The organism is Streptomyces sp. BBFR2, assembly GCF_044497305.1.
GTDB lineage: Bacteria > Actinomycetota > Actinomycetes > Streptomycetales > Streptomycetaceae > Streptomyces.
Genome location: NZ_CP172415.1, coordinates 6,625,467 through 6,637,088 on the forward strand (window position 1 = coordinate 6,625,467; position 11,622 = coordinate 6,637,088).

Annotated in this window: 9 protein-coding genes and 1 pseudogene; 3 read left to right on the forward strand and 7 right to left on the reverse strand. The window is 73.6% G+C overall.

What is annotated here, in order from left to right:
• The first annotated feature begins 120 nt into the window (after positions 1-120).
• Entirely contained in the window at positions 121-714 is a 594-nt protein-coding gene (locus ACGH2B_RS27320; protein ID WP_399095351.1) for a TetR/AcrR family transcriptional regulator, read from the forward strand.
• Positions 715-721: 7 nt separating this feature from the next.
• On the opposite strand, the pseudogene ACGH2B_RS27325 reads toward ACGH2B_RS27320, so the two are convergent.
• The 3 genes and pseudogenes from ACGH2B_RS27325 to ACGH2B_RS27335 all read right to left on the reverse strand — a co-directional run.
• Positions 722-868 (reverse strand): annotated as a pseudogene (locus ACGH2B_RS27325) (helix-turn-helix domain-containing protein); the annotation flags it as partial.
• A gap of 138 nt (positions 869-1,006) precedes the next feature.
• On the reverse strand, positions 1,007-2,407 hold the full coding sequence (locus ACGH2B_RS27330; protein WP_399095353.1) for a GNAT family N-acetyltransferase: 1,401 nt from the start codon (positions 2,405-2,407) through the stop codon (positions 1,007-1,009).
• Between the two features lie 112 nt (positions 2,408-2,519).
• Positions 2,520-4,118: an alkaline phosphatase D family protein gene (locus ACGH2B_RS27335; protein WP_399095355.1), complete on the reverse strand. Its 1,599-nt coding sequence runs from the start codon at positions 4,116-4,118 to the stop codon at positions 2,520-2,522.
• 389 nt (positions 4,119-4,507) lie between these two features.
• Between ACGH2B_RS27335 and ACGH2B_RS27340 the strand changes: the two genes are divergently transcribed.
• Positions 4,508-5,254: a GntR family transcriptional regulator gene (locus ACGH2B_RS27340; RefSeq protein ID WP_399095358.1), complete on the forward strand. Its 747-nt coding sequence runs from the start codon at positions 4,508-4,510 to the stop codon at positions 5,252-5,254.
• 349 nt (positions 5,255-5,603) lie between these two features.
• Here the strand turns inward: ACGH2B_RS27340 and ACGH2B_RS27345 are convergent, their stop codons facing one another.
• A complete protein-coding gene (locus tag ACGH2B_RS27345; RefSeq protein ID WP_399095361.1) occupies positions 5,604-6,206 on the reverse strand; it encodes a TetR/AcrR family transcriptional regulator in 603 nt (200 codons plus the stop codon).
• A gap of 84 nt (positions 6,207-6,290) precedes the next feature.
• Between ACGH2B_RS27345 and ACGH2B_RS27350 the strand changes: the two genes are divergently transcribed.
• Complete coding sequence (locus tag ACGH2B_RS27350; RefSeq protein WP_399095363.1) at positions 6,291-7,778, forward strand: carboxylesterase/lipase family protein; 1,488 nt, start codon at positions 6,291-6,293, stop codon at positions 7,776-7,778.
• A 125-nt stretch (positions 7,779-7,903) separates the two neighbouring features.
• Here ACGH2B_RS27350 and ACGH2B_RS27355 read toward each other — a convergent pair whose 3' ends face one another.
• The 3 genes from ACGH2B_RS27355 to purB all read right to left on the reverse strand — a co-directional run bounded on the left by ACGH2B_RS27355 (position 7,904) and on the right by purB (position 11,230).
• The gene (locus ACGH2B_RS27355) at positions 7,904-9,049 is read right to left on the reverse strand and encodes an ROK family protein (protein ID WP_399095366.1); all 1,146 of its coding nucleotides are present in this window, start codon (positions 9,047-9,049) and stop codon (positions 7,904-7,906) included.
• Positions 9,050-9,230: 181 nt separating this feature from the next.
• Positions 9,231-9,794, reverse strand: coding sequence for a G/U mismatch-specific DNA glycosylase (gene mug, locus ACGH2B_RS27360; RefSeq protein WP_399095369.1), 564 nt, complete (start codon positions 9,792-9,794; stop codon positions 9,231-9,233).
• A 2-nt stretch (positions 9,795-9,796) separates the two neighbouring features.
• Positions 9,797-11,230 carry an adenylosuccinate lyase gene (gene purB, locus ACGH2B_RS27365; RefSeq protein WP_399097375.1) on the reverse strand — a complete coding sequence of 478 codons (1,434 nt, stop codon included), beginning with the start codon at positions 11,228-11,230 and terminating at the stop codon, positions 9,797-9,799.
• Between the last annotated feature and the right edge of the window lie 392 nt (positions 11,231-11,622).

Genomic DNA, 11,622 nt, shown 5'->3' on the forward strand with positions numbered 1-11,622 from the left:
CTCCCCACCACACCCGTCAGCCGCTACGGTGGACCGAGCGGACAGTTGTCCACATCGGGGAAACCTAGTGGACGGCCGTGCGCGCAGCAAGCGCCGCCGGCCGCTTCCGGAGGAGGACGGGTGCACGAGGAACCCCAACCCGGTCCGCGCCGGGAACCTTCCCGGCGCGCCGACGCCCTGCGCAACCGCGCGCGCATCCTCGACGCCGCGCTCACCGAACTCACGGCCGACGCCGGTGCCCCGCTCAGCGCCATCGCCCGGCGGGCCGGCGTCGGCCAGGCCACCTTCTACCGCAACTTCCCCAGCCGGGAGTGCCTGGTCCTGGAGGTCTACCGCCACGAGGTCGACCGGGTCGCCGCCCTCGCCGCCCCGCTCCTGCGCGCCCACGCCCCCGACGTGGCACTCCGCGTCTGGCTCGACCGCCTCGCCCGGCACGCCCTGACGAAGGCGGGGCTCGCCGAGGCGCTCCGCCGGGCCAGCGCGCCCGGCAGCCTCGTCGGCGTCGGCCGCGCTCCGGTGACCGCCGCCGTGACGCTCCTCCTCGACGCCAACACCCGCGCCGGAACCATCCGCCCCGGCGTCACCCCCGACGACTTCCTCCTCGCCATCGCCGGACTCTGGCAGCTCGACCCCCGCAGCGACTGGCAGGGCCGCGCCGCCCGGCTGCTGGACCTCGTCATGGACGGCCTGCGGACGGGCGCGCCCGGCCCCTGACGGCGCATCAGGACAGGCCGTGGTGACTCCCCGGCGTGTGGCCGAACGCGCGGCGGAAGACATCGATGAACGCGCTGGCGGAGGCCCAGCCGCAGCGGTGCGCCACCGCCGTCACCGGCACCTCCTCGGCCAGCAGCCGCAGCGCGTGGTAGAGCCCCGCTGATCGGGGCCCTCGCCGACGTCACCTCGCTGCGGACCGCCCTGCTGCCGCTGATCGCGCTCTTGGCCCTCGGCGGGCTCCTCCTGCGGCGCCTGAAGGGGCCCGCGGTGGGGGTGGTGTGAGGCCGACCGGTCAGACCGGGCCCGGGGACTCGCCGGAGGCGGTCGCCGGACGGACGGGGTACGGGGCGGGCCCGCGCTCCGGACGGGTGGTGATCACCAGGGTGCCCTCCTCGATCTGGTAGTCGAGCGGCAGGCCCAGGCTCCGCATCGCCGCCACCATCCCGGTGTTGGACGCCTGCGTGATCGCGTAGACGCTCCCGCAGCCGTCCTCACCGGCCATCGCCACCAGCCGGCGCAGCAGGTCCGCGCCGATGCCCCGGCTCTGCCAGACGTCCTCGACCAGCAGCGCCACCTCGGTCTCCTCGCCGTCCCACAGCAGATGCCCGAGCGCCACCAGACGGCCCGACGCGGTCTCCACCGCGAGGGTGCGGCCGTGGTGCGGACCGAGCAGATGCCGCAGATAGGCGTCGGCGTCACCGACCGGACCGTGGTACCGGCGGGCCAGCGTCTCCGGTGAGCAGCGCCGGTGCATCGCCACCGCCGCCGCCAGATCCTCCGGCCCGGCCCGGCGGACCGTCAGAGCGTTCCCCTCGGGCAGGGTCAGCACGTCCCGGCGCGGCGGCACCCGCTGCCCCAGCCGGCGATCCAGCTCGACCAGCGCGTGCACCCGCGCGAACTCCGTGGGCGTGAACGGCAACTGCGGCCTTTCGATGATCAGGGAACCCCCCGACGGGTCCCGGAACTTCATGACGTGATCCTCCAGCACACCCTCGGCGGGCGGCGGTTCTGCGGGCCGCCCGTGCGCCGGCCGCGCCGGCACCGAACGGATCGTGCACCGGCCCAGCAACTGCCGCAGCGCCAGCGGAAGTTCCGCGGAGTCCAGCGCCGTACGGGTGGCCAGGCCCAGCATCCGGGCCGGCGCGTCCACCAGATCGTGCGCGTCGGCCCGCTCCAGCCAGGTGTGCCGGCCGCCCGCACCGGCCACCGCGGAGGTCAGCTCCTCCGGGGTGAGCGCGCCCGGCGCACGCAGCAGGAACTCGTCCGCCGTACCCGCCGACAGCGGGTGGGTCTGGAGGCTGAGGATGTCCACGCCGTGCGCGGCCAGCGCCGTGCAGAGCGCGGCCAGGCTGCCCGGGGCGTCCTGCACGGTGGTACGCATCCGCCACAGCGCCGTCCGCGCCGCGGGCGCCGGAGCACCCGCGGCGGCGGCCGGTGCCGCGGCGCCGGTATCGGACGGCGGTGGCGCCGGATCGTGCCGGTGTGACCACCGCGTCCGCAGCCCGGTCACGGCGGGCCAAGCGGCGGCGGCGAGCCCGGCGACGCCGAGCAGCGCCGGCCCCGCCGGGCCGTGGACCAGGGAACCCGCGGCGCCGGCCGCGCCCGCGACGGCCGCGTACGGCGCCGCGAGGGCGACGGCGTTCCGGCGCCGGTGGCCCCGCCGGGTGGAGAGATCGGAAGTGGTGTCGGTCATGCCGCCAGCCTCGCCGACCGGTGTTGCCTGGTCGCCAACGTCTTGTGTCCGACGGGTAAAAACCGGTAAGGGGTGCAAGAGGTGCAAGCTCCTGTTTCGCGGCATGCTTCGGCTACTGCCCCACTCGCCCGGGTTGCAGCACCTTGCTGAAGAGCACCTCGTCGCCCTCCCGGCCGTCACCCGGCCCGCTGTCCCGCCGCAGCCGCACCGTCAGCTCACCGCTGCCGCCGTCGATGTCGATCTCGCCGAAGTACTGCGGCGACTCCGCGGGCGAGGTGTTGGCACGGTCCGGCGCCCGGACGAACGCCTGCCGGGGCCCGAATGTGCCGTCCAGCTTCACCGCCGGGAAACCGCCCGCGTGCAGCGGCCCCGACACGAACTCCCAGAACGGCTCGAAGTCCTTGAACGCCGCCCGCTCGGGCGCGTAGTGCTGCGCCGAGGTGTAGTGCACATCGGTGGTCAGCCACACCGTGCCGGTGATCCGCCGGTGCTTGATGTGCCGCAGCAGCTCGGCGAGTTGCAGCTCCCGCCCCAGCGGCGCACCCGGATCCCCCTGCGCCACCGCCTCGAAGTTCTCCTTGCCGTCCGGCACGACCAGCCCCAGCGGCATGTCCGACGCGATGACCTTCCACACCGCCCGCGAACGCGACAGCTCCCGCTTGAGCCAGCGCAACTGCTCCGCGCCGAGGATGCCCTGCGGGTCGTCGGTCTGCCGCCCCGGCGAGTTGGCGTCGCGGTAGCGGCGCATGTCCAGCACGAACACGTCCAGCAGCGGACCGTGCCGCACCACGCGGTACACCCGCCCCTCACGTCCGGGCCGCAGCGTACGGATCGGGAAGTACTCGCCGAACGCCCGCAGCGACCGCGCCGCCAGCACGTCGGCGTCCTTGACCGTGTACCGGTCGTCGTCCAGCAACTGCCCCGGGTACCAGTTGTTGTGCACCTCGTGGTCGTCCCACTGCGTGATCGTCGGCACCTGGGCGTTGAACGCCCGCAGATTGTGGTCCTGGAGGTTGTAGCGGAACGCGCCGCGGAACTCGTCGGTCGTCTCGGCGACCTTCGCCTTCTCCTCGGTCGTCACGTTCCGCCAGATCCGGCCGTCGGGCAGCGTGACCCGCGCCTCGATCGGATTGTCGGCGTAGATGTTGTCGCCGCTGCACAGGAAGAAGTCCGGGTCGCGGCGGCGCATGTCCTCGTAGATCCGGTAGCCGCCCCGGTCGGGGTTGATGCCCCAGCCCTGTCCGGCCAGATCGCCCGACCACAGGAAGCGCACCCCGTCGCGGCGGTGCGCCGGAGCGGTCCGGAACGTACCGGTCAGCGGCTCGCCGGAGCGGCGCGGGTCGTCCGGGTCGGCGAGCCGCACCCGGTAGTGGATCTGCTCACCGGGCGGCAGCCCGTGCACCGCGGTGACGCCGGTGAAGTCCGTCCCGGCGCCGGTCACCGGACCGGTCCAGGTCCGGGCGTTACGGAAGGCTTCGGTCGCCGCCGTCTCGACGATCATCCGGGCCGGGCGGTCGGAGCGCACCCACACCAGCCCCGACGTCGCCGTCACATCGCCGACCTGGGTGCCCCACCGGGCCACCGGCCGTCCGCTGCGGGCCTGCGCGGGCGCGGCGCAGGACAGGGCGGGCAGCGCCAGCGCGGCGGAGCCCACCGCGGCGCCGCGCAGCAGCGACCGCCGTCCGAACCCGCCGCCGGATCCCGGTGCCATCAGATGTACCTCCATGAAGTCGCACACGTACCGTGACGTCCCGTTCGTACCGCGCCGCGATGCCCGGCCGGCCAACTCCCGGTGAACTCCGGCCGACCGCCGCACCCCGCGACCGGGCCATCGTGGCAAGCCGCCGCACCGAAGACCAGCCGCCCGCCGCGTCCTTGACGGCTCCGCTACACGGCCAGGGGCGCCCGTGGCAGGTCCCTGGCGTCCCGCCCGGCGATCCCCCCACTCCTGGCTCATTGGTCTTGACCAAGGGTGGGGCCGGGCCTATCGTCGGCGATACTGCAACAACCTTTAATAAAGAAGCGCTCATAACCGGTCCGCCCAATGGACAACGGGAGCGGAGCGCGGCCCTTCGGGGCACGGCCGAGGCGGAGGACAGGGTGGGGACCACGCAGCTCGAAACGGTGCCGGAGCCGAAGTACTGGCACCTCAAGACCGTACTCAGCGAGGCGCTGGACTCGGAGTTCTCCGTCGGCGAGATCCTCCCCAACGAGCGGGAGCTGGCGGCCCGTTTCGGCGTCGCCCGCGCCACGCTGCGCCAGGCGCTGGAACAGCTGGAGCTGGAGGGCCGCCTCCAGCGCCGCCGCGGGGTGGGCACCACCGTCGCCCCGCCGCGCGTCGGCGTCGCCGTCGACCCGGCCCGCCACACCTGGCCCGGCGCCGCCGGGGACGACTGGGAGCCCGTCGACGCCGCCACCACCGACACCGCCCCGGCGTCCGTCGCCCGCCTCCTGGAGACCGAGCCGGGCGCGCCCGTGCACATCGTCCGCCGCAACCGCGTCACCGCCGGCCGCCCCGTCGCCGCCGAGCTGCTGTACGTCCCCGCGGCGCTGGTCCCCGGCTGCGACGAGATCGCCGCGGTCAGCGCCCCGGCCCGGGCCCGCGCGGTGCTGGACGCCCTCGCCGTCCACGAGCTGGAAGGCCAGGACCGCACCGTCGAACTGGGTTCCGCCAGCGCCGAGGACGCCAAGGCACTCGACCGCCTGCCCGGCGCCCCCGTCCTCGTCGTGACGACCCGCTACGTCTCCGGCGGCCGCCCCGCCGCCGTGGCGGTCTCCACCTACCGCGCCGACACCTGCCGCCTCACCTTCGGCGAGAGCGAAGCGGTCTCCCTGCTCGCCGGCTGACCGACGCCGTGCCTTCGGGCCCGTACCGCCGTGTGGGGGGTACGGGCCCGGGGTGTGTCCGGGACGGGGCCGCCGGTCCGCCGGGCGCCCGCGCGACGCGATCCACGCCCGCCGCGGACGGGTGCGGCCCGCTCCCCGCCGCAGGGCCGCGCGTTCTCCGGCTCGCGTCCGGCGGCACCGCCTTCGTCCCGCCCCTGGAGCCGGCGGCGTGGCGGTACATCGCTGGCACGCGGGAGCTCCCCGACGCGCTGTCGGAGCTTCGAGCCCGCGGGCGTGTGAAGGTGGCCGGCCGTGGCCGGCGTTCTTGGGGCGTCCGTACCGGCGCGTGACTGCCGGTGATTGCGCACGGTCAGGTCTCTTCGGTGAACAGCCGGTTGAGGTGGTGGTCGACGGCGGTCAGGGCTTCTCGGGGCTCGATCACGCCCAGTTCGATGAGCGGGGTCAAGCCGGTGAGTGCCAGGAGCAGGTTGGTCTCTGCCGCCGGATCGCGGTCGGGGGTGATGTGGCCATCGGCGATCGCCTGACGGACGATCCGCTCGATGAGGTCACGGCCGTGAGTCAATCCCTCGCGTGCGCGGGTGTGGACGTTCGCGTCATGGAGTGCCTCCAGGACGTAGGCGGCGCTCATCCGGCTCGTCGCGCGTGCGTCGGGGTGGAGAGGGAGCATCTCCGCCAGCATCACTCGGAGGATGTCACGGGGGTGTGGCGGGTCGCCCAGTTCCCTGACGCTTTCGGCGACGCGCAGTGATGTCTGTTCGGACGCGAATTCCATGGCGAAGGCCAGCATCTCTTCCCGGTTGGCGAAGTAGTGCTGCACCGCGCCGTGGGAGATGCCCGCTTCCTGGGCCACTTCGCGGACGCTGGTGTGCGCGATGCCGCGTTGTTCCGCTACGCGCCACAGCGCTCGGGCGATCGTCTCGCGGCGTTCGCGATGATCCACCTGCTTGGGCATCGTTGGCCTCCCTTTTTCATACGGTTGACATATTACAGTTGACAGGTAAAAACTGGGAGCCCGTTCACGGAGGAAGGGCGTGGTATGTCCGGACAACCCGTAGCGCGGACCGCGGAGGGCTTCGTCGAAGGGCGTCGGCGGGGAGAGCACGCGGTGTTCCGTGGCATCCCCTATGCGCAGCCGCCGGTCGGACCGCTGCGCTTCCAGGCACCTGTCCCGGTCGAGGGGTGGGGCGGGACGAGGCGGGCGACCGAGTTCGGCCCCGTGGTTCCGCAGGCGGGACCGACGGCCGAGAGTTCGGTCGGGAACGACTGGCTCACGCTCAACGTCAGCAGCCCGGCTCTGGGTGCGGCCGGGCTGCCCGTGCTGGTGTGGATCCACGGTGGCGCCTACATCGCGGGGGCCTCCAGCGATCCGATGTACGACCCCGCGGCCCTGACCGGCGCGGGCCTGGTCGTGGTGAGCGTCAACTACCGGGTGGCAGCCGAAGGGTTCGCCCTTGTCGAGGGCGCCCCGGCCAATCGTGGGTTTCTCGACCAGATCGCGGCTCTGGAATGGGTGCAGCGCAACATCGCCGCTTTCGGCGGAGATCCGGACCGGGTCACGGTGGCGGGACAGTCCGCCGGGGCGGGGTCGATCGCGGCCCTGCTGACGATGGAGCGGGCGCGCGGGTTGTTCCACCGGGCCATCGTGCACTCGGTGCCGGGATCGCTGAGTACCCGCGCGCTGGCGGAAGAAGTCGCCGCCGTGCTCGCGGGACGGGTTGGTTCGGTACCTGACGCCGAAGCCCTGTCCGGCACGGACCCCTTGCGCCTGGCCGGTGCGCTCACCGCCCTCGGCGCCGAACTTCCCGGCCGTCGCGAGAGGTGGGGGCGGCTTTCGAAGCTCGGTGTCGCCGTGTGCCCGGTCCTCGACGGTGTGGTGCTCACCGAATCGCCCTGGAGCGCCTTGGCCGGCGGCCGTACGGGCGGAACCGAACTCCTCGTCGGCCACACCCGCGATGAATTCCGGCTGTTCAGCGTCATGATGGGGCGTCTGGGCACCTTCACCGAGGACGAGGCCGACACGGCCCTGGAGCTGTTCGCCCCGGCACCGGGCGGCGCCGGCGCCTACCGCGACGCCTTCCCACAGGCCACCCCTGAAGAACTTCTTGAGCTGGTGTACTCCGATGCTCTCTTCCGGATGCCCTCACTGCAGCTCGCCCAGGCGAATCGAGCGGCTGGCGGCACGTCGTTTCTCTTCGAGCTGCAACTGGCGGCTCCGGCGTCCGGCGGAGTCCTGGGCGCCTGCCACAGCCTCGATGTTCCCCTGGCGTTCGGCACGTTGGACAGTCCCGCCGGGCGGCACTTCTTCGGCGACCGGCCGCCGCCGGAGGTCTCGGCGGTCTCCCGGGAACTGCGGCGGGGATGGGTCCGCTTCGCCACGACCGGCGACCCCGGGTGGCCCGCCCACGGTCCCGCGCGCCAGTTGACCCGCGTCCTGGACATCGAGTCGAAGACCTCGCCTTATCCGGAAGCGGCCTCTCATCGGATCTGGGAGCGGTTCCACCCGGCCCCCTTCGACCTCAGGTAGACGAGGACCCGGTTGACCTGCGCCTTTCCGGCCCGCGGGGCGATTCGCCCCTCATGACCGGCCGGGCCGCCTGAACGCACCGGCCGGATCTCACCGGGAGGAGAGTCGCCGCGGAGCGCGGTTCTTCAGTGACTGTCCACCGCGAAGAGTTCCCCCTCCACATGATCGAGGGCCAGGCGTAGCGCGCCGGTGGCGATGGCGGTTTCGCCCAGTGCGGAGAGTGCGACTCGTGGGGGGCGCAGACAGTAGCGGGCCAGTTCGTCGCGGAGGGGGTCGAGGGCGTTCGCCAGGCCCGTCGTCCAGCCGCCGATCACGACGAGTTCCGGGTCGAGGGCCAGGACCAGCGCGGCCACGTGGTGGACCAGGCGTTGCAGGAAGCGGTCCATCGCCTCCTGTGCGCGGGCGTCGCCCTCGTGGGCCAGCGTGAATACCTCGGCGACCTGGGCCTCGTCGAGCGGGTGCAGCGGCTTCCCCGTGGTCGACAGCAGTTTCTCCGGGGTGGCCTCCCTGCCGAGCAGGTGGAGGGCGCCTATTTCGCCGGCGGCGCCGCCGAAACCGCGGTGCAACCGGCCGCCGATCAGCGCGCCGGCGCCGGGGCTCAGCCCGGCGAGGACGAAGACGACGTCGTCGCTGCCGGTCGCCGCGCCGCTCCAGTGTTCGGCCACCACCGCCGCGTTGGCGTCGTTCTCCACCAGCACCGGGCAGCGGAACGAGCGGCGCAGCCGTTCGCCGAGCGGCAGCCCGGTCCATCCGGGCAGCGCGGTGCCCAGCCGTACCGTGCCGTCCGCCTCCACGATGCCCGGGCTGGCCACGCCGACGGCCCGCAGGGAACTGCGCGGCACCCCGGCCCGGCGCAGCAGTTCGGCGACGGCGGTGCGTACCCGCTCCAGCCGTTCGTCGGCGCCGGCCCGTTCGTCGACCGTGCGCTGAGCGGAGTCCACGACGCGGCCGCCGAGGTCGGACAGGAGGACGGTGACGCGGTGCGGGCCGATCTCGATGCCCAGCAGATGTCCGGCCTCGGCCCGGAAGCGGAACCGGCGCGCGGGCCGCCCCTGCCGGCGCGCCTCGCCCTCCTCGGCGGGCGCCTCGGCCACCAGACCGGTTTCGATGAGCCCTTCCACCACGCCTTCGACCGTCGGCCGGGACAACCCCGTCACCCGCACGAGATCGGTGAGCGTGGGGGAGGAACCGGCGGCGCGCAGCGCGTGCAGCACGACCGCCGAGTTGATCCGTCGCAGCAGGGAGGGGTCCCCGCCGGTGAGCCGCCCCAACGTCCGTCTCCTCGCCTCGGTGTGTGGCGGATCGTAACCGGTCAGCGGGACACCGGCGAGCCCCGGAGAACCGCCGGACGGGCACGGACGGAAGCCGGACGGCCCGCCCCGGGCGGTGGGGCGGGCCGTCGGGTACGGACCGGACGTGGCGGGGCCGGGGCCGGTGGCCGGGCCCGTGGGCTCAGCCCGCGGGCGCGTCCGCCCCGTCGAACGCCGCGGCGCGCAGCCGGCCGTACTCCTCGGCCATCGCCGCCACCGTCCACCGGGCGTTGAGGCCGCTGGGGTTGGGCAGCGCCCAGACGCGGGTGGTGCCCAGGGTGCGTTCCTGCGGGCCGATGGCCGCGTGCCGGTCGCCGAAGGCGGTGCGGTACGCCGTGACGCCCGCGACGGCCAGCCAGCGCGGACGCAGCCGCGCCACCTTCTCGGCCAGCAGCTTCCCGCCCTCGCGGAACTCCTCGGCCGTCAGCTCGTCGGCCCGGGCGGTCGCCCGCGCCACGACGTTGGTGATCCCCAGCCCGAACGACGGCAGCTCACCCTGCTCGGCGGGGGTCAGCAGCCGCGGCGTGAAACCGGCGGCGTGCAGCACCGGCCAGAAACGGTTGCCGGGCCGGGCGAAGTGGTGCCCGGTGACCGCCGTCATCAGCGACGGATTGATGCCGCAGAACAGGACCCGCAGGCCGGGCGCCGTCACATCGGGGACATGACGGCCGCGCCCGGCCTGAAGCTCCTCGGGGGTGAAACCCACGGTCAGAGGATGGCGCCGGGCGTGTACGCCGCGGCCTCGGGGTGCTCCTCGGTGATCTTCCCGATCCGCTCCACCACGGACGCGACCTGGTCGGCGGCGGCACCGGTGAACGACAGCTTGTCGGCCATCAGCGCGTCGAGCTGCGCCCGGTCCAGCGGGATCCGGGAGTCGGCGGCCAGCTTGTCGAGGAGTTCGTTGCGCTCCGCGCCCCGCTCGCGCATGGCGAGCGCCGACGCCACCGCGTTCTCCTTGATCGCCTCGTGCGCCTCCTCGCGGCCCACCCCGGCCCGCACCGCGCCCATCAGCACCTTCGTGGTGGCGAGGAACGGCAGGTAACGGTCCAGCTCACGGGCGACGACGGCGGGGAACGCGCCGAACTCGTCGAGCACCGTCAAGAACGTCTCCAGCAGACCGTCCAGCGCGAAGAACGCGTCGGGCAGCGCCACCCGGCGGACCACGGAGCAGGACACGTCGCCCTCGTTCCACTGGTCGCCCGACAGCTCACCGGTCATCGAGGCGTAGCCGCGCAGGATCACCATCAGACCGTTGACGCGCTCGCAGGAGCGGGTGTTCATCTTGTGCGGCATCGCCGACGAGCCGACCTGACCGGGCTTGAAGCCCTCGGTCACCAGCTCGTGCCCGGCCATCAGCCGGACCGTCTTGGCGAGCGAGGACGGCGCGGCGGCCAACTGCACCAGCGCGGTGACGACGTCGTAGTCGAGGGAGCGCGGGTAGACCTGGCCGACGGAGGTGAAGGCGCGGCCGAAGCCCAGGTGGGCGGCGATCCGCTGCTCCAGCTCGGCGAGCTTGGCGGTGTCCCCGCCCAGCAGGTCGAGCATGTCCTGCGCGGTGCCGACCGGGCCCTTGATGCCGCGCAGCGGGTAGCGCGCCAGCAGCTCCTCCAGCCGCCCGTACGCCACCAGCAGCTCGTCCGCCGCGGTCGCGAACCGCTTGCCGAGGGTGGTGGCCTGCGCCGCGACGTTGTGCGAGCGCCCGGCCATGACCAGTTCGGCGTGCTGGGTGGCGAGCGAGCCGAGACGGGCGAGGACCGCCACCGTACGGTCGCGCATCAGCTCCAGCGACAGCCGGACCTGGAGCTGCTCGACGTTCTCCGTCAGGTCGCGGGAGGTCATCCCCTTGTGGACCTGCTCGTGCCCGGCGAGGGCGTTGAACTCCTCGATGCGGGCCTTGACGTCGTGCCGGGTGACCTTCTCGCGCTCGGCGATGGAGGCGAGGTCGACGGTGGTGAGGACCCGCTCGTAGTCCGCGAGGGCCTCCTCGGGCACCTCCACGCCCAGATCCTTCTGCGCGCGCAGGACGGCGAGCCACAGCTTCCGCTCCAGCTCGACCTTGTACTCGGGGGACCAGAGCACGGCCAGCTCGGTGGAGGCGTAGCGGCCGGCCAGGACATTGGGGATGCGGGGCTTCGCAGTCACAGCAGTCACATGGCCAGAGTCTACTGTCGGTTTCCGCAGGCCAGCGCCCCGGTCCCGGCTGTACGTTCCTACAGGCCCGCGGCCCGTCGGCCGGTCGGCCCTCGTGAGGCGGCGGGCCGGGCCGCTCCGCGGGGCGGCCGTCGCCGGACGACGCGCCACCCGCCCGGGCGCCCCGCACACGGGACGGAGGGCGCGTACGGCGAAAGGGCCGGCGCGATCCGGGCACCGGAGAGCGCCGCCCCCGGCGATCAGCTTTCCACGCGGATGCTCTCCGTGCGGCCCGGTGGTCGTGAGCCTTCCGCCCAGCCCGTGCGCCGGACCGTCGGCGGCGACGAGGCCGGGCGGGCAGCCGGCGAGGGCTTCGTACGGGCCGGTGACGCAGGGCTCCGGTC

What these genes read in the sequence shown, in the direction of transcription:
- ACGH2B_RS27345 (WP_399095361.1), bottom strand. Translation starts at nt 6,206, where the DNA reads ATGCCCAAGCAGGTGGATCATCGCGAACGCCGCGAGACGATCGCCCGA.
- ACGH2B_RS27335 (WP_399095355.1), bottom strand. Translation starts at nt 4,118, where the DNA reads ATGGCACCGGGATCCGGCGGCGGGTTCGGACGGCGGTCGCTGCTGCGC.
- ACGH2B_RS27330 (WP_399095353.1), bottom strand. Translation starts at nt 2,407, where the DNA reads ATGACCGACACCACTTCCGATCTCTCCACCCGGCGGGGCCACCGGCGC.
- ACGH2B_RS27350 (WP_399095363.1), top strand. Translation starts at nt 6,291, where the DNA reads ATGTCCGGACAACCCGTAGCGCGGACCGCGGAGGGCTTCGTCGAAGGG.